The sequence below is a fragment of the Streptomyces sp. NBC_00009 genome (genome assembly GCF_045040855.1).
Lineage (GTDB): Bacteria > Actinomycetota > Actinomycetes > Streptomycetales > Streptomycetaceae > Streptomyces > Streptomyces aureus.
This window is the reverse complement of sequence record NZ_CP108312.1, coordinates 6623115-6639992: the sequence shown is the minus strand read 5'-3', so window position 1 is coordinate 6639992 and position 16878 is coordinate 6623115. Positions and strand designations below refer to the sequence as shown.

Below are 16878 nucleotides of genomic sequence, written 5' to 3'. Positions count from 1 at the left end.
CGTCGTCGTCCCATTCCTCAGGATCGTCCTTCCCCGTCGGCCCCTTCGAGGGCCTTGTCCAGGACGCCGGGCAGCGCCTGGAGGAAGGTGTCCACCTCGTCGTCGTGGAGGTTGAGCGGCGGCATGAGCCGTACGACATCGGGGGCGGGCGCGTTCACCAGGAGGCCGGCGTCCTGAGCCGCCTGCTGCACCTGGGGCGCGAGCGGCTCGGTGAGCACGATACCCAGGAGGAGTCCGGCGCCCCTTACGTGGCCGACGAGCGGGTGCCCGAGTGAGGCGATTCCGTCCCTCAGCCGCGCCTCGGCGCGCTTCACGTTGTCCAGGAGGCCCTCGCCCGCGACGGTGTCGAGCACCGCGAGGCCGGCCGCGCAGGCGACGGGGTTCCCGCCGAACGTCGTGCCGTGGTGACCGGGCTTGAGCAGCTCGGCCGCCTCGCCGAACGCGACGGTCGCGCCGATGGGCAGTCCGCCGCCGAGCCCCTTGGCGAGCGTGACGACGTCGGGGTCGATGCCCTCCTCCGCCTGGTACGCGAACCAGTGGCCGGTCCTGCCGATGCCGGTCTGCACCTCGTCGAGGACGAGGAGGGTGCCGGTGGCCCGGGTGATCTCCCTGGCCGCCCTGAGGTAGCCGGCGGGCGGCACGACGACGCCGTTCTCGCCCTGGATCGGCTCGATGATCACCAGCGCGGTCTCTTCCGTGACCGCCGCCCGCAGCGCCTCGGCATCGCCGTACGGGACATGCGTGACGTCGCCGGGCAGCGGTACGAACGGCTCCTGCTTGCCGGGCTGTCCGGTCAGCGCGAGGGCTCCCATGGTCCGGCCGTGGAAGCCGCCCTGGGTCGCGACCATGTGGGACCGGCCCGTCAGGCGGCCGATCTTGAAGGCGCCCTCGTTGGCCTCCGCCCCCGAGTTGCAGAAGTACACGCGGCCGGGGCGGCCGAAGAGCTGGAGGAGCCGTTCGGCGAGCACGACGGGCGGCTCGGCGACGAAGAGATTCGAGACATGGCCGAGGGAGGCGATCTGCTCGGTGACCGCCTGGACGACCGCGGGGTGCGCGTGGCCGAGGGCGTTGACCGCGATGCCGCCGACGAAGTCGACGTAACTCTTGCCGTCGGCGTCCCACACCTTGGCGCCCGCGCCGCGGACGAGGGGCAGCCGGGGCGTGCCGTAGTTGTCCATGAGCGCGCCCTGCCAGCGCGCGGTCAGCTCCTGGTTGCTCATGACTCCCCCTGTACGTCGATGGCGCTTACGTCGGTGGCCTCGGGGGCATCAGGCACGACCATCGTGCCGATGCCCTCGTCGGTGAAGATCTCCAGCAGGATCGAGTGCGGGACCCGGCCGTCGATGACGCGGGCGGTCGTCACGCCGCCTCGCACGGCGTGCAGGCAGCCCTCCATCTTGGGCACCATGCCGCTGGCCAGCTCGGGAAGGAGCTTCTCCAGCTCCTTGGCGGTGAGCCTGCTGATGACCTCGTCGGAGTTCGGCCAGTCCTCGTAGAGGCCCTCGACGTCGGTCAGGACCATCAGGGTCTCGGCGCCCAGCGCCGCAGCGAGTGCCGCAGCCGCCGTGTCGGCATTGACGTTGTAGACATGTCCGTCGTCCTGGGAGCGGGCGATCGAGGAGACGACCGGGATGCGGCCGTCGGCGAGCAGGGCCTCGATGGCGCCGGTGTCGATCTCGGTGATCTCGCCGACCCGGCCGATGTCGATCAGTTCGCCGCCGATCTCGGGCTTGTGCTTGGTGGCGGTGATGGTGTGCGCGTCCTCGCCGGTGAGGCCGATGGCGAGCGGGCCGTGCTCGTTGAGCAGCCCGACGAGCTCGCGCTGCACCTGGCCGGCCAGGACCATCCGCACGACGTCCATCGCGTCCTCGGTGGTGACCCGCAGGCCCGCCTTGAACTCGCTGACGATGCCGTGCCGGTCGAGGGCCTTGCTGATCTGCGGTCCGCCGCCGTGCACGACGACGGGCTTGAGGCCCGCGTGGTGCAGGAAGACGACGTCCTGGGCGAAAGCGGCCTTGAGGTCCTCGTCGATCATGGCATTGCCGCCGAACTTGATGACGACTGTCTTGCCCTGGTGCCGGGTGAGCCAGGGCAGCGCCTCGATGAGGATCTGTGCCTTGGGCAGCGCCGTGTGCTTCCGTGTCGTGCTCATGAGCTGTACGCGCTGTTCTCGTGGACGTAGTCCGCGGTCAGGTCGTTCGTCCAGATCGTCGCGGTCTCGGAGCCGGCCGCCAGGTCGGCGGTGATGACGACCTCCCGGAAGCGCATGTCGACGAGCTCGCGGTCCTCGCCGACGCCGCCGTTCTTGCAGACCCAGACGCCGTTGATGGCGACGTTCAGCTGGTCGGGCTCGAAGGCGGCGGACGTCGTGCCGATCGCGGACAGCACCCGGCCCCAGTTGGGGTCCTCGCCGTGGATCGCGCACTTGAGGAGGTTGTTACGGGCGATGGAGCGGCCCACCTCGACGGCGTCGTCCTCGGTCGCGGCGTTGATGACGTCGACCCTGATGTCCTTGCTGGCGCCCTCGGCGTCGCCGATGAGCTGGCGTCCGAGGTCGTCGCAGACCGTGCGGACGGCCTCGGCGAACTCGGCGTATTCGGGGGCAACTTCGGCGGCACCGGAGGCCAGGAGCAGCACGGTGTCGTTCGTCGACATGCAGCCGTCGGAGTCGACGCGGTCGAAGGTGACCTTGGTGGCGTCCCGCAGGGCCTTGTCCAGGACGTCGGCCTCCAGGTCGGCGTCCGTCGTCAGGACGACGAGCATGGTGGCGAGGCCGGGGGCGAGCATGCCCGCGCCCTTGGCCATGCCGCCGACCGTCCAGCCGTCGCCCTCGAACACCGCGGTCTTGTGCACGGAGTCGGTGGTCTTGATGGCGACGGCGGCCTTCTCACCGCCGTGCGGGCTGAGCTGCGCGACCGCCGTGTCGACGCCGGGCAGGAGCTTGTCCATGGGGAGGAGTTCGCCGATGAGGCCGGTCGAAGCGACGGCGACCTCGCCCGCGTTCAGGCCGAGCGCCTCCGCGACCTTCTCCGCCGTGGCGTGCGTGTCCTGGAAGCCCTTGGGACCCGTACAGGCGTTGGCGCCACCGGAGTTGAGGACGACGGCGGACACGATCCCGCCCTTGAGGACCTGCTCCGACCAGAGCACCGGCGCGGCCTTCACGCGGTTGGAGGTGAAGACGCCCGCGGCGGCCAGGCGGGGCCCGCTGTTGACCACGAGGGCCAGGTCCGGGTTGCCGTTCTGCTTGATCCCGGCGGCGATACCCGCCGCCGTGAATCCCTTAGCTGCCGTGACGCTCACGGTGCCACTCCGATCGTGGAAAGTCCTGTGGTCTCGTCGAGACCGAGGGCGATGTTCATGCTCTGGAGGGCGCCGCCCGCGGTGCCCTTGGTGAGGTTGTCGATGGCGCTGATCACGATGATCCGGCCGGCCGCCGAGTCGTACGCGACCTGCACCTGCACGGCGTTCGAGCCGTACACCGAAGAGGTCGCGGGCCACTGCCCCTGCGGGAGCAGGTGCACGAACGGCTCGTCGGCGAAGGCCTTCTCGTAGACGGCCCGTACGCTCTCGGCGCTCACGCCCGGCTTCGCCTTGGCGCTGCACGTGGCGAGGATGCCGCGCGGCATCGGGGCCAGCGTCGGCGTGAAGGAGACGGAGACCGGCACACCGGCGACCGCGCCCAGGTTCTGGATCATCTCGGGGGTGTGCCGGTGGCCACCGCCCACGCCGTACGGGGACATGGAGCCCATGACCTCGGAGCCCAGCAGGTGCGCCTTGGGCGCCTTGCCCGCGCCGGACGTCCCGGACGCGGCGACGACCACGGCCTCCGGCTCGGCGAGACCGGCCTGGTACGCGGGGAACAGCGCGAGGGAGACGGCGGTCGGGTAGCAGCCGGGCACCGCGATGCGCTTGGTCCCCTCGAGCGCGGCGCGGGCGCCGGGCAGCTCGGGGAGTCCGTAGGGCCAGGTACCGGCGTGCGAGCTGCCGTAGAACTTCTCCCAGTCGCCCGCTTCCTTCAGCCGGAAGTCGGCGCCCATGTCCACGACGAGCGTGTCCGGGCCGAGCTGCTCGGCGACCGCGGCGGACTGGCCGTGCGGCAGCGCGAGGAAGACCACGTGGTGGCCGGAGAGCACCTCGGCGGTCGTCGGCTCGAGGATCCGGTCGGCCAGCGGCACCAGGTGCGGCTGGAGCGCACCGAGGGGCTGCCCCACGTTCGAGTTGCCGGTCAGGGCGCCGATCTCCACATTGGGATGAGCGAGCAGCAGACGCAGCAGCTCTCCGCCCGCGTATCCGCTTGCCCCTGCCACTGCTACGCGTACCGCCATGGAACCCTCCTCTTGGATGGCATGACTATACGCAGCAATGCACGTTTATGCAATGTGAGTGATCGTCGGAGCCACGGTGCCGTCAGTCGGCGATCAGCTGGTCCCCGCCGCGCAGGCCCTGGCGTGAGGCGGCGCGCTCGCGCTGGCGGCGTACGAGGTAGCGGCCGGGGGCGATGCCGGTGCCGCCGTGTTCGGGGTGGATGAGATAGGCGACGGCGGTGTTCTCGATCATGCCGAGCGCGAGGCCCGTGGGGTCGACGACGCGGTCCGTCCAGTGGCACACACCCTCGTCCGCGACGAGGGTGTGCGGATTGCCGCCCGCGGCGCTGCGCAGGAGCTCGATCCCGGCCGCGGGGACGCGCCGCCAGTCGGAGCGCCATGGCTCGCGGAGCTGCCGGGCGACGAAGGCGTAGGGGATGACGATCAGGTCGCCCTGGGCCTGGAGGCCGTCGACGACCGGGATGGTCACCTCGCGTTCGAGGTGGTCGAGCACGTCGAGCCCGGTGCGGGCAGTGAGGTCGGCGAGGGTGGACGGGGTGGCAAGGGTGGTCAGGGGCATGGGCATGGTCATGTTCATCACCTCGGGTGTGTGAAGGGGTGGGTCAACGCTCAGGTGCGGCGCAGGAGTTGCGCGTAGTGCTCGCCGGAGAGGCCGTACGACCAGCCGGCCGCCGCGACCGGGTCGTCGAAGTGGGCCGGCACGCTCAGCCCGTAACGGCGCCGGTGCCCGTCGGGTTCGACGGATCCGTTCACCGCGAGCAGCAGCCGCGTGGGCCTTCCCCACAGGGCGAGCGGTACGTCGTACAGCTGGAGCTCGGAGTCCGGGTTGCCGGGGTCGGGCGCCGAGCTCACCAGGCGCAGTCCGGCACGCACGATGTAGCGGGCCCAGCCGATGCGCTCGATGGCGCTGCGCCTGACCTCGACGTTCGGTTCGGCGTGGATGCGCTCGGGGGTCGGGTCGGTGAGGACCCATTCCGGTACGTGGGCGCCGTGCAGGACGTGCACGGCGGCGCCGTCGGTGTAACGGACGGCCGGGGCATCATCACGGTGCAGCCTCAACTCGCCGTGCAGGGCGCCTGGTTGGGGTTCCGTGTGGATCTCGGCCGGCCGCTCGGACATGACGCAGACGCCCTCGCCCGGCCACCACCAGCCGGTGGAGCGGGCGAGTTCGGCCCACAGGCCGAGATGCGCCACGTCGTCGTGGGCGTAGGTGGCGAGGCCGACGCGGGCGCGTACGTCGTAGTGGGCGATCCACGCGGCGTCGTGCTGGCCGTACCAGGTGAGGGCGGCCGCCTCCCCTTCGGTGCGCATCAGTTCCGCGCGGATCGGGGCGCGGACCGCGTCGTCGACGGTCGTGCGCAGTGGGTGGCGGCCGACGGCGTCGACCACGTCGCGCACCGGGAATCCCCCGGCCAGCGCCTCGGGGACGGTCATGGTCCTGGGGGCGGTGGTTCCGTACCAGGGCTGCCAGGCGATGGCCGTCCCGGTCCGTTCGTCCAGGCGTTCGCGGAGGTCGACGACCAGGTTCGCGAGCCGGGAGACCAGGGGCCAGTCGGCGGGGCGGGCGGGGGCCTCGGTGCCGCGCAGGCGCGGTGGGCGGAAGCGGTGCGGGGCGTCGAGCAGAACCGGTCGCGCCGCGGCGGGAGAGGGCACCCAGACGAAGTCGGGGGCGGGTTCGCCGAGCCGGCGGTACAGGCCGGTGACGACGGCTTCGGCGCGCGCCCGGTCGGAGGGGCGCGTGGACAGTGCGTGGCGAAGCCAGTCGGCGGCGACGATCTGCGCCAGCTCGACGCGCTCGCCGGAGGTGTGAGGAGGGGTGGACGTGATCTTCGAGGGTCCCCTGCGGGGACGCGTCACCGGGCTCACCGGAGGGTGGCGGTGTCCGCCTTTCCAGTCGTCATGCGGCAGAGCGTGACAGAGGCCGCGCGGGTGGCGCAAGGGATTTCCGGCGGCGCGACCCCGTCGCCGGGCGGGGTCCCGGCAGGCGGCAAAATGGGGAGCACGGGCAACGAGATGGGTGGGACGAGATGAGTGAGGCCTGGCCGGTTCCCGACGTGCTGGCCCATCTGGCGGGGCGCTGGCACGTCGAGCGGACGGTGAGCGACCTCGCCGGGGGCGCGGTCGGCACCTTCTCCGGGACCACCGACTTCACGTACGAGGACGGCGGCGGGCTGCTGCACCACGAGTCGGGCACCTTCGTGTGGCAGGGCACCGCCCGGCCCGCCGAGCGCACGCTGCGTTTCCTGCCGGGCGACGCTCCCGGCACGGCCGTCGTGCGGTTCTCCGACGGCCGCTTCTTCCACGACCTGGACCTGCGCACCGGCCGCCACACGGCGGACCACCCCTGCGCGGCGGACCTCTACCGCGGCGAGTTCGAGGTGACAGGACCGGACCGGTGGCGGATGGAGTGGCGGGTCAAGGGCCCGGCGAAGGACCTGGTGCTCACCACCGCGTACACGCGCGCCGCGCGCTGACTCACACCGCGGCGTCGAGCCGCACGCTCCAGCGGCCCGCGCTCCCCGTGAGGACGGCGGCCGACAGAGGGCGTACGTCGATGTTCCAGTACGTCGACGGGGGCGCCTTGAGCGCGTAGACGAGCGCCGCCCGTACGACGGCCGGCTCGGCGACCGCCACGACGGTCGCGCCGTCGTCGTTCGGCCGCGTGTCGAGCCAGCCGCCGACCCGCGATATGAACGCGAGCAGCGACTCCCCGCCGTGCGGCGCCGAGCGCGGGTCGCGCAGCCAGGCGTCGACGGCGCCCGGCTCGACGGCCGTCACCTCGGCGAGCGTGCGCCCGCGCCAGCGGCCCATGTCGCAGTCCCGGAGGGCGAGTTGGGCCAGGGGCGCGAGGCCGAGCGCCTCGGCGGTGCCGCGGCTGCGGGCCGTGGGCGCGCAGTAGCGCAGCTCCGCCGCGGCGAGCGGCACCAGCGCGGCCGAGGCCAGCTCCACCTCGTGCCAGCCGGTGTGGTCGAGGGGCCGGTCGTCGTCGAAGCGCTCGGCGAGCAGCGAGGCGCTGCGCGCGGCGGCGAGAAGCGTCACGCGAACGGGCATGCGGTGATCGTGGGGCGTGCCACGGCTGCGGTCAAGAGTCCACGGGGCGTATGCCGGCCGCATGCGCCCCGCCGCGCGCTCACCGCAGGACGAGCGCCATCCAGTTGTCCGGCTCGGCGAGGGGCGCGAAGCCGACCTTCCCGTACACCCCGTGCGCGTCGTGCGTGGCGAGCAGGATGCGGCGCAGGCCGAGCGGCTCCAGGTGGTCGCGGACGGCGGCGACGAGCGCGGTGCCCACGTTCTTGCCGCGGACGGCCCGGTCCACGTAGACGTCGCAGAGCCAGGCGAAGGTGGCGTGGTCGGTCACGACACGGGCGTACGCGACCTGCTCGCCGGAAGCGGAGTCGTACACCCCGAAGTTCAGCGATCCCGCGATCGCCCGGTCCTGGTGTTCGCGGGCGCGGCCCATGGCCCAGTAGGCGTCCGTGGAGAGCCAGCGGTGCACGCGGGCGGCGTCGACGCGGGCGGCGTCGGTCGAGATCTCGTAGCCGTCGGGGAGCGCGGGGGCTGTGGCGTGGGTGTCGGTCATGACGCGAGATTTGCAGGCGGGGCCGGTGTCCGTCGAGCCGGTTTCGGGCGCCGATCGTCGCTCCCGTCGCTCACTCGAGTACCTCGTCGCACGCGGTCCGCAGCCGGCGGATGCCCTCCGTGATCTCCGCGGGCCCGGCGACCGCCGCGAAGCTCAGCCGGATGTGCGGGGCCGGGGGCTCGGCGGAGAAGTAGGGGCGCCCGGGCGCGACGGCGACGCCCGCGCGCAGCGCCCCCGCGACGAGCGCCGCCTCGTCCGTGCCGTCGGGCAGCCGCGGCCACAGCAGAAAGCCGCCCAACGGCACGTGCCCCACGGTGAGTTCGGGGAGCGTTGTGCGCAGGGCCGCCGTCATCGTGTCGCGGCGCACCTTCAAGTGGGCGGCCACGGTCCGCAGGTGTCGCGGCCAGGCCGGTGAGCCGACCAGTTCGAGGGCGGCCTCCTGGAGCGGGCGCGGCACGAAGAAGTGGTCGACGACCTGAATCGCGCGCAGCCGTTCGAGGACGGGGCCGCGCGCGGCGAGGCAGCCGATGCGGAAGCTCGGCGAGGTCGCCTTGGTCAGGGAGCAGACATGGACGACGACACCGTCGTGGTCGTCGGTGGCCAGCGGCCTGGGCAGCGGTCCCGCGTCCTCGTGGACGAGGCGGCGCACGAAGTCGTCCTCGACGATGAACGCGCCGGCCTCGCGCGCGATCCGCAACACCTCGGGGCGCCGCTGCGCGGAAAGGACCGCGCCCGTGGGGTTCTGGAACAGCGGCTGGCACACGAACACACGCGCCCCCGTCGCCCGGAACGCCTCGGCGAGCAGCTCCGGACGCACCCCGTCCGTGTCGACCGGCACGGGCACGGGCCGCAGCCCCGCCGCGCGCGCGATCGCCAGCATGCCCGGATACGTGGGTGACTCGACGAGGACGGGGGCGCCGGGCGGGGCGAGGGCGCGCAGCGCGGTGGCCAGGGCGGACTGGCCGCCGGACGCGATCAGCACCTCGGCGGCGGTGATGGCGCCGCCGATGCCGCGGGCGAACCACTCGCGGAGCTCGGGGATGCCGTCGATCGGGGGCCGCCCCCACGCGCCGGGGCGGCGGCCCGCGCGGGCCAGAGCTGCGGCCATGGCGCGTTCCGGCTGGAGCGAGGGGTGCAGATAGCCGCCGTTGAACTCGACGACTCCCGGTGGCGGGGCGGAGAGCGTGACCAGGACTCCGGAGGCGTCCACGGCCCGCGGCACCAGCTCGGTCGCGGAGTCGGCGCTCAGCGCGAGCGCCTGCCAGGAGGTGTCACCGGCCGGCTGTGCCGCGGCGCGGGGCTCCGCGCGGAACGCCCCGGCCCCCGGACGCGTCACGACGAGCCCCTCCGCGGCGAGCTGCGCGAGCGCGCGCGACACGGTCACCGGGCTCACCCGGAACCGTTCGACGAGAGCCCGACTGGACGGCAGCTTTCCACCTGGAGAGTAGCGATCCAGCTCCCCTCGCAGCCGTTCCGCCAGCTCACCCACACTGCTACGCTCATGCATGAGGACAGAGAATAGCGCTACTACCGCCACCGGGATAGCAGTTGACGCGAGCGCGGCCCCCGCCGCGGGCACCGCAACACGTCCTGGCCCCACCCCCCTCACTCCCCTGACCGCGAAGGCGACCCGTGGCGGGACCGCCCTCGCCGCACTCGGCGTCACCGCCTTCTCGCTCACCTTCCCCGCCACCGCCTGGGGGCTCGAAGGGTTCGGGCCCTGGAGTCTCGTCACCGTGCGGAGCGTCCTCGCCGCCGTGATCGCCGGCTCCTGTCTGCTCGCGCTGCGCGTCGCCGTCCCCGAGCGCCGCAACTGGGCCGGTCTCGCCGTGGTCGGCGCGGGCGTCGTGCTCGGGTTCCCGCTGCTCACGACGCTCGCTCTGGAGACGGCCACCACCGCGCACTCCGCCGTCGTCGTCGGCCTGCTGCCCCTGACGACCGCCCTGCTCTCCGCGCTGCGCACCGGCGCGCGGCCCTCGCGCAGCTTCTGGATCGCGGCGTGCGCGGGCGCCGCCGCCGTGATCGCGTTCACCGTGCAGCAGAGCGGCGGCACGCTCACGACCGCCGATCTATATCTCTTCGGCGCGCTCCTCATCTGCGCCGCCGGCTACACGGAGGGCGGCCGCCTGGCCCGCGTGATGCCGGGCTGGCAGGTCATCGCCTGGGCACTCGTGATCTGCCTGCCGCTCGCCGTGCCGGGGGCGCTCGTCGCGCTGAGCCACGAGCCGGTGCACCTGACGGGGCACGCCGTCGCGGGGCTGCTCTGGGTGGCCGTGGGCTCGCAGTTCGTGGGCCTGGTCGTCTGGTACCGCGGCATGGCCGTCATCGGCATCCCCAAGGCGAGCCAGCTCCAGCTGGCCCAGCCGCTGCTCACCCTGGTCTGGTCGGTGTTCCTGCTCGGCGAGCACCTCTCCCCCGCCGCGCCCCTGACCGCAGCGGCCGTTCTCGTGTGCATCGCAGTAACCCAACAGTCCCGCGGCTGAGGGTCCCCAACCCCGGGACTCGGTCCTACCCTTGAGATACGGGTCGACGAGGGACGAGGAGGTCACTCACGATGCGTGCCACCAAGGGCGACCATCTGCGAGTGCACGGCAGGACCGTGGGCGAGCACGACCGGGTCGCGGAAATCGTCGAAATCATGGGCCACGACGGCGAGCCGCCGTTCAGGGTCCGCTTCCAGGACGGCCACGAGGCGGTGATGTCACCGGGTCCCGACTCCGTCGTGCAGCACGAGGAGCCGACCCCCTAGAGCCCGGCCTGATCCAAACGAAAGGCCCTAGTCACACCTGGCCCTGTCAGTAGTGGTCCTCGACCACCCGGGCCATCGCGCCGATCCGGTCGGCGCCCACCTCCTTCGCCGAGAAGAACACATGACCGTTCACCTGCGGATAGCGCTCGGCGAAGGTGAGGTGGCGGGAGAGCTCGGCCGGATCCTGCCACGGGGCGGGCTGCGCCGGATCGCCCGCCTTGTAGAGCGCCTCGCCCGCGTAGAGGCGCACTCCCGTCCCACGTGCGACGTCCGACCACCAGGGAACGAGCTTCGCGTAGTCCGCGGCGGCGAAGCCGATGTTCCAGTAGATCTGCGGGCAGATGTAGTCGATCCAGCGCTCGCGCACCCACTTGCGGGTGTCGGCGTGCAGGTCGTCGTACGTCTGCACCCCGGCCCGGGTGTCCGAGCCGAGCGGGTCCGTCGCGGCGTTGCGCCACACGCCGAAGGGGCTGATCCCGAACTGGGTGCGCGGCCTGATCCGCTTCACGCTCGCGGCCATCTCACGCACGAGCCGGTCGGTGTTGTCGCGCCGCCATGCGGCCCGGTCCGGGAAGTTCCCGCCGTGCGCCGCGTAGGCGTCGTCGTCGTCGAAGACCTGGCCCGCGACCGGATACGGGTAGAAGTAGTCGTCCCAGTGCACGGCGTCGATGTCGTAGCGGCGGACGGCGTCGAGCATCGCGTCCTGGACGAACCTGCGCACGTCGGGCAGGCCCGGGTTGTAGTAGAGCTTCCCGCCGTAGGGGACGACCCAGTCGGGGTGCCTGCGGGCCGGGTGCGTGGACACGAGGCGGGAGAGGTCCGTGTGGTTCGCGATGCGGTAGGGGTTGAACCAGGCGTGCAGTTCGAGCCCGCGCCGGTGCGCCTCCGCGACGGCCGTGCCGAGCGGGTCCCAGCCCGGATTCTTGCCCTGCACTCCGGTGAGGACTCCCGACCAGGGCTCGTACGGGGAAGGCCACAGCGCGTCGGCCGTCGGCCGTACCTGGAAGACCACGGCGTTCAGGCGCCGGCCCACCGCCGTGTCGAGGTGGGCGATGAGCTCCGCGCGCTGCTGGGCCGCGCTCAGTCCCGGCTTCGACGGCCAGTCCCGGTTGGCCACCGTCGCCAGCCACATGCCCCGCATGTCGCGGGCCACCGGAGCGTGACGGGACCCGGAGGCGGCCGCGTCCCCCGCGGCGAGCCCGGTCAGCGCGGCCGCCGCCGCGACTGTGAAGCCCCTGCGTGACAAATGCCTCATCCGCCCACCCACTGGCCAACAGGCCCGGCCGTCCCGGGCCGCACTGGGGACAGCATGCCCGACCCGGCCCGCCGTGTACGGGAGGTTCCGAGTAACGTGCAGGGCCGAGGCAGGCGCCGGAACCCGGGGGTCCTGCCGGCCGGAGAACAGCGAAAGGCACGAGGTGACCGACCCTATGGGGGACATCCAGCGCGTCGGAGTGGTGGGCTGCGGCCAGATGGGAGCCGGGATCGCAGAGGTCTGCGCCCGCGCCGGTCTGGACGTCATGGTGGCGGAGACCACCGGAGAGGCCCTGGAGATCGGCCGTACCCGGCTGCACAACTCCCTCTCCAAGGCGGCCGAGCGCGGCAAGATCAGTGCGGAGGAGCTGGCCGAGACCCTGGCCCGCCTGAGCTTCACCACCGACCTCGGGGAGTTCTCCGACCGGGACCTCGTCATCGAGGCCGTCGTCGAGAACGAGCAGGTCAAGACCGAGATCTTCCAGGTGCTCGACCAGGTCGTCACCCGGCAGGACGCCATCCTGGCGTCCAACACCTCCTCGATCCCGCTGGTCAAGCTGGCCGTGGCGACCTCGCGCCCCGACCACGTCATCGGTATCCACTTCTTCAACCCGGCGCCCGTGCAGAAGCTCGTCGAGCTGATCCCGGCCCTCACCACCTCCGAGGGCACCATCAGCCGCGCCCAGGCCCTCGTCGAGAAGATCCTCGGCAAGCACGCGATCCGCGCCCAGGACCGCTCGGGCTTCGTGGTCAACGCGCTGCTGATCCCGTATCTGCTCTCCGCGATCCGGATGTTCGAGTCGGGCATCGCCAGCCGCGAGGACATCGACAACGGCATGGAGCTCGGCTGCGCCCACCCCATGGGCCCGCTCAAGCTCTCCGACCTCATCGGCCTCGACACCGTCGCCTCGGTCGCCGACTCGATGTACGCGGAGTTCAAGGAGCCCCTGTACGCCGCTCCCCCGCTGCTCCAGCGGATGGTCGACGCGGGCCGTCTCGGCCGCAAGACGGGCTCGGGTTTCTACCAGTACTCGTGACCCCGCGCGGTTCCACGCCGCGTTGACTCTGCGTAGTCGGAAGTTCGGGCCCGGCGCTCTTCGGAGTGCCGGGCCCGAACCATTCGCACACCGTGTGCGCACCGGGCCCGCATATGCCCATCGCACACTCTCCCGCCGTACCCACCAGGCGAGTTGACTTTCCGTGCGTAAGGCAACGGATCTGCCCACTACGGAAAGGAGCCGACCCGTGACCGCCGACCCCGAGCGTCCCGTGGTCCCGGAAGAACTCGCGGAGTTACGCCGCAGCCTCGATGTGGGTCTCGCCCGCGTCGACGGCAAGCTGGCGTTGCTCACCCAGCGCGATGAACAGAGCGTCAAGGATCAGGACGATCTGAGCACCCGGGTCGCCCAGCTCGAGCACACCCGATGGCCGCTGCAGGCCGTCGCCGCGATCACCGCGGCCGGCGCCCTCGCCCTTGCCGTCTGGCAGGCGTTCGGACGCTAGCGCCTTTCGTCCGGGTCAGGCCGGGGTGTCCTGCCCCAGCCTGAGATGGTGCAGCATCAGCAGCGCGGCCGCCATGTTGGCGGCCGGGACCTCGCCGCGGGCGACCATGTCGGGGACGAGCTTGAGAGGGACCCACTCCCGGCGGTCCGACTCGAAGTCGTCCTCGGGATGGCCGATGTACGAACCCTCCTCGGCCCAGTAGACGTGGTGCCTGGCGTCCTCGAGACCGTTGGACGGCTCCACGCTCATCAGATGGCGTAAGGGTCCCGGCCGCCAGCCGGTCTCCTCCTCCAGTTCCCTGGCGGCCGCGGCGGCGATGTCCTCGCCGTCCTCGACCACCCCCGCCGGGAGCTCCCAGCCCCAGCTGTCGGTGATGAAGCGGTGCCGCCACAGGAGCAGCACCTCGTTGGCCTCATTGACCACGGTGGCCACGGCGACCGGCCGCAGCCGTATGACGAAGTGGTCGAGATGCCGGCCGTCCGGGAGCTCGACATCCGCGAGATTGACCCGGAACCAGCGGTTTTCATACACCGTTTGTTCGTTCTGTTTCGTCCACTGCACGGTTCTGCCACCTTCCGCCGAGTTAGATGGCAATATCGCAGCAGCGGAGCGTGAGAGAGCGGTACAGGTCGGGCTCAGAGCGGTACGCGCAGTGCCCCGTCGATGAGTTCGGCGGCCTCGGCTGTGCCGGCACAGCCGTTGCGCACCAGGTGTTCGCGCACCGCCCGGAGTCTGTCGCGCAGCCGCTGCGACTCCATTCCCCGTGCCCGTTCGGCCATCTCCACGGCGATCGCGACGGCCTTCTCGGCGTTGCCCTGTCTCAGCTCGATCTGGCTGAGCATGGCGAGGCGGTGCACCCGCCCCCGGTCGTGGGCGGGGTTGTGCACGGCCGCCGCCGCGTGTTCACGCGCCGAGGTGAGGTCGCCGAGGCTCAACAGGGCCTCCGCCACCTGCACGTTGACGAGTCCGGGCTGGACATAGCCCGTCTCGTCCGGTTCATGGCCGCGCCGGATGCGGTCGGCGGCCGACTCGGCACGCCGGATGCAGGACAGGGCGCTGCTGCCGTCGCCGAGGTGTGCGTACGCCTTGGCCTGCATCGCGTACAGATCCGAGGCGAGCGCGGGCGTGATGTGCCGTCCGGCTGCCCGCAGCGCGGCCTCCGCGAAGGCCACCGACTGCCGGTACTGCCGCATATGGAGCGACTGGTTGACCAGGAGGGCGATGACATAGGCGCCGAGACCGCGGTCACCGCTCGCCTTGGCGAGGCGCAGGGCCTGGTGGAAGTAGCGCTGGGCGAGGCCGTGCGCGTCGGAGTCGTAGGCGCAGATGCCCGCGATGGCGACCAAACCGCCGGTGGCGCGGTGCAGTTGGCGGCCCGTCTCGTCGGTGTAGCTGCCGCGCAGCAGGGGCGCCGCCTCCGTGTTGAGGAAGCCGACGATGCGGGTGCGCGTCGCGATGCCGCCGGCCTTGCGGTACATCTGCTCGTAGTGCGTGCGGGCCGAGCGCATCATCTCCAGGTCGGCGGCGCTGACCCGGTGGCGCCCGCCGCGCGACACATCGGTGTCCTCGGGCGGGTTCTCCCACTCCCATACGGGCATCACGGCCGGGGTCCCGGTGACGGCGGGGGCGCCCAGTATGTGGGGCCGCTGCTGTTCGTCCGAGCGCCACAGGGCGGTGGCCCGCTCGACGAATCCGGACAGGCTCTGGCCGTGCGGGGTGGCCGGTTCGCCGGGCATGCCCAGGCCGATGTCGTCGAGGGTGACGGGGCGGTGCAGGCGGGCGGCGAGGACCTCGCAGATGAGGTCGGGCACCTGGCCGCGTGGCCGCTGGCCCTTCAACCACCTTGCGACGGCGGTGTGTTCGTAGCGCAGGGCGAGTCCCCTGGCGCGGCCCGCCTGGTTCACATGTGCGGCGAGGCCCGCATGGGAGATCCCGGCCTCGTCGAGGATCGCGTCGAGCAAGGTGTTGGGCTGCATGGAGGGCCCTCCGGTGGCTCGGTGCCGTCAGCGTAGTGGAGCGGGCTTCACACGGGGTGTGAACGGAGTGCCCGAATCCGGGTGTTGCGCACTCTTTTGTGGCGTGATGCAACTCGATTGACTGAACTGCCTCGCAAGAGGCCGGCCGGGCCGCCGGCTCCCCCTCGTACAGTGCGGCGGCCCGTTTCGCGCCGTCCGACCGGCTGCCTGCCCGACACTCCGCGGCCGGCGGACGGCGCGCCCCGGGGGGCGGGAGCCCCGGGGTCAGGTCACGCGGTGGCTCCGTTCACTTGGCAGCACTGTGGACGCGGGGCTCCCCGTGCTGCAAGGGGACTCGCTTGCGGTCGTTGCGCAGGACGAGGAGCGCGGCGTCATCGTCCGGCAACCCGCCCGTGTGGCGCAGGAGTTGGGCGTACACGGCACGGATGACGGCCTGGGGGACGACCGGCTGGACGCGTACGGCCTCGGCGAGCGCGGCGGGCAGCGGGAAGAACCGGCCGCGGGCGTCCCGCGCGTCCTCGAGCCCGTCCGTGTGGAGCAGCAGCCCCTCCCCGGGAAGAAGCCGCCCGCACGCGACGACGGGCAGTTCGGCCGGCAGCGGGAACGGGCCAAGCGGCGGCAGGGGTTCACCGCCCACGACCAACTCGGCGTAGCCAGGCGCCACGGCCGCGGGACCCACATGGCTGCGCAGCAGATACGGCCACGGGTGACCGCAGTTGAGCGCGAGCACCTCCCCGTCCTGCCGGATCTCCAGGAGCAGAACGGTGACGAACTCCTCCGCGACCGGACTGACCGGCTCGGCGCCGCCGGCCGCGGGGTGCTCGTCCCGCGACCGCTCGCGCAGATGCCGGGCCATGGCCCGCTCGAGTCGCCTCAGTACGCAGGTCAGTTCGGCCTCGTCGTGCGCTGCCTCGCGGAAGCTGCCGAGGACGGCGGCGACCGTCGCGAGGGCGGCGAGGCCGTGCCCGCGGACGTCCCCCATGACGACCCGCACACCGTGGTCGGTGGCGATGACCTCGTAGAGGTCGCCGCCCACGGTGGCGCCCCGGTCGGCCGAGAGCTGTCCCGCCGCGATGGCCAGGCCGTCGATGCGGGGCGGCAGCGGGCGCAGCAGCACGTTCTGTGCGGCCCCCGCGATCCTGCGCAGCTGCCGCAGCTCGCGCTGGAGGCCGCGCCGCACATGGAGTATCAGACCCGTGCCGACGGCGAAGAACACGGCGCTCGACGCGATGCGCGCGCCGAGTCCGGTCTCCTGCGCGAGCGGGCAGGCCAGCTTGAAAGTGATCGCCACGGCGCCCCAGGCCGTGGGCAGCGCCAGATCGAGCGCGCGGCGCACGCGAAGGGTTCGGGAGCGGGTGAGCCGGGATCTGAAGGAGGTGCGGGGTGGTCGGGAGGGCGTCCTCGGATGGTTACGGATCATGCCGGCGGCCTCCCTAAGGCCCTGTTCAGCGTGGTCGGCCCTGCGGCCGCAATGATTCTGTCGACCGCCTG

18 protein-coding genes are annotated in these 16878 nt (G+C 72.2%); 5 read left to right on the top strand and 13 right to left on the bottom strand.

What is annotated here, in order from left to right:
• Positions 1 to 17: 17 nt before the first annotated feature.
• The 6 genes from OHA58_RS30020 to OHA58_RS29995 form a co-directional block, all read right to left on the bottom strand.
• Entirely contained in the window at positions 18 to 1220 is a 1203-nt protein-coding gene (locus OHA58_RS30020; protein WP_405482658.1) for an acetylornithine transaminase, read from the bottom strand.
• Positions 1217 to 2152, bottom strand: coding sequence for an acetylglutamate kinase (gene argB / locus OHA58_RS30015; protein ID WP_405482657.1), 936 nt, complete (start codon positions 2150 to 2152; stop codon positions 1217 to 1219). The genes OHA58_RS30020 and argB overlap by 4 nt, the downstream gene beginning before the upstream one ends.
• Positions 2149 to 3300, bottom strand: coding sequence for a bifunctional glutamate N-acetyltransferase/amino-acid acetyltransferase ArgJ (argJ, locus tag OHA58_RS30010; protein WP_405482655.1), 1152 nt, complete (start codon positions 3298 to 3300; stop codon positions 2149 to 2151). Before argJ ends, argB begins: the two co-directional genes overlap by 4 nt.
• Positions 3297 to 4325 (bottom strand): N-acetyl-gamma-glutamyl-phosphate reductase, encoded by a 1029-nt coding sequence (gene argC, locus OHA58_RS30005; protein ID WP_405482654.1) that lies wholly within the window; start codon positions 4323 to 4325, stop codon positions 3297 to 3299. The genes argJ and argC overlap by 4 nt, the downstream gene beginning before the upstream one ends.
• 82 nt (positions 4326 to 4407) lie before the next feature.
• A complete protein-coding gene (locus tag OHA58_RS30000) occupies positions 4408 to 4896 on the bottom strand; it encodes a hypothetical protein (RefSeq protein WP_405482653.1) in 489 nt (162 codons plus the stop codon).
• A 38-nt stretch (positions 4897 to 4934) separates the two neighbouring features.
• Entirely contained in the window at positions 4935 to 6182 is a 1248-nt protein-coding gene (locus OHA58_RS29995; protein ID WP_405482652.1) for a DUF6745 domain-containing protein, read from the bottom strand.
• Positions 6183 to 6352: 170 nt separating this feature from the next.
• On the opposite strand from OHA58_RS29995, the gene OHA58_RS29990 reads away from it, so the two are divergent.
• A complete protein-coding gene (locus OHA58_RS29990; protein WP_405482651.1) occupies positions 6353 to 6799 on the top strand; it encodes a DUF6314 family protein in 447 nt (148 codons plus the stop codon).
• A gap of 1 nt (position 6800) precedes the next feature.
• Here the strand turns inward: OHA58_RS29990 and OHA58_RS29985 are convergent, their stop codons facing one another.
• The 3 genes from OHA58_RS29985 to OHA58_RS29975 all read right to left on the bottom strand — a co-directional run bounded on the left by OHA58_RS29985 (position 6801) and on the right by OHA58_RS29975 (position 9412).
• Positions 6801 to 7376, bottom strand: a complete 576-nt coding sequence (locus OHA58_RS29985) for a histidine phosphatase family protein (protein WP_405482650.1) — start codon at positions 7374 to 7376, stop codon at positions 6801 to 6803.
• Positions 7377 to 7455: 79 nt separating this feature from the next.
• Positions 7456 to 7905: a GNAT family N-acetyltransferase gene (locus OHA58_RS29980; RefSeq protein ID WP_405482648.1), complete on the bottom strand. Its 450-nt coding sequence runs from the start codon at positions 7903 to 7905 to the stop codon at positions 7456 to 7458.
• A 70-nt stretch (positions 7906 to 7975) separates the two neighbouring features.
• Positions 7976 to 9412, bottom strand: a complete 1437-nt coding sequence (locus OHA58_RS29975) for a PLP-dependent aminotransferase family protein (RefSeq protein WP_405482647.1) — start codon at positions 9410 to 9412, stop codon at positions 7976 to 7978.
• Here OHA58_RS29975 and OHA58_RS29970 point away from each other — a divergent pair.
• The gene (locus OHA58_RS29970) at positions 9411 to 10388 is read left to right on the top strand and encodes a DMT family transporter (RefSeq protein WP_405482645.1); all 978 of its coding nucleotides are present in this window, start codon (positions 9411 to 9413) and stop codon (positions 10386 to 10388) included. The two genes, OHA58_RS29975 and OHA58_RS29970, sit on opposite strands and share 2 nt — an antisense overlap.
• Before the next feature lie 71 nt (positions 10389 to 10459).
• The gene (locus OHA58_RS29965; RefSeq protein ID WP_356272414.1) at positions 10460 to 10654 is read left to right on the top strand and encodes a DUF1918 domain-containing protein; all 195 of its coding nucleotides are present in this window, start codon (positions 10460 to 10462) and stop codon (positions 10652 to 10654) included.
• A gap of 46 nt (positions 10655 to 10700) precedes the next feature.
• On the opposite strand, the gene OHA58_RS29960 is transcribed toward OHA58_RS29965, so the two are convergent.
• Positions 10701 to 11909 (bottom strand): glycoside hydrolase family 10 protein, encoded by a 1209-nt coding sequence (locus OHA58_RS29960; RefSeq protein WP_405482644.1) that lies wholly within the window; start codon positions 11907 to 11909, stop codon positions 10701 to 10703.
• A 175-nt stretch (positions 11910 to 12084) separates the two neighbouring features.
• On the opposite strand from OHA58_RS29960, the gene OHA58_RS29955 reads away from it, so the two are divergent.
• Together OHA58_RS29955 and OHA58_RS29950 are read left to right on the top strand one after the other, a co-directional pair.
• Entirely contained in the window at positions 12085 to 12945 is an 861-nt protein-coding gene (locus OHA58_RS29955) for a 3-hydroxybutyryl-CoA dehydrogenase (protein WP_266668523.1), read from the top strand.
• Positions 12946 to 13153: 208 nt separating this feature from the next.
• Positions 13154 to 13411: a hypothetical protein gene (locus tag OHA58_RS29950; RefSeq protein ID WP_266566376.1), complete on the top strand. Its 258-nt coding sequence runs from the start codon at positions 13154 to 13156 to the stop codon at positions 13409 to 13411.
• A 15-nt stretch (positions 13412 to 13426) separates the two neighbouring features.
• On the opposite strand, the gene OHA58_RS29945 is transcribed toward OHA58_RS29950, so the two are convergent.
• The 3 genes from OHA58_RS29945 to OHA58_RS29935 all read right to left on the bottom strand — a co-directional run bounded on the left by OHA58_RS29945 (position 13427) and on the right by OHA58_RS29935 (position 16807).
• Positions 13427 to 13972 carry an NUDIX domain-containing protein gene (locus OHA58_RS29945; RefSeq protein ID WP_116503218.1) on the bottom strand — a complete coding sequence of 182 codons (546 nt, stop codon included), beginning with the start codon at positions 13970 to 13972 and terminating at the stop codon, positions 13427 to 13429.
• 74 nt (positions 13973 to 14046) lie between these two features.
• Complete coding sequence (locus OHA58_RS29940; protein ID WP_266566372.1) at positions 14047 to 15387, bottom strand: transcriptional regulator; 1341 nt, start codon at positions 15385 to 15387, stop codon at positions 14047 to 14049.
• A gap of 286 nt (positions 15388 to 15673) precedes the next feature.
• Positions 15674 to 16807 (bottom strand): PP2C family protein-serine/threonine phosphatase, encoded by a 1134-nt coding sequence (locus tag OHA58_RS29935; RefSeq protein ID WP_405482642.1) that lies wholly within the window; start codon positions 16805 to 16807, stop codon positions 15674 to 15676.
• Positions 16808 to 16878 lie beyond the last annotated feature (71 nt).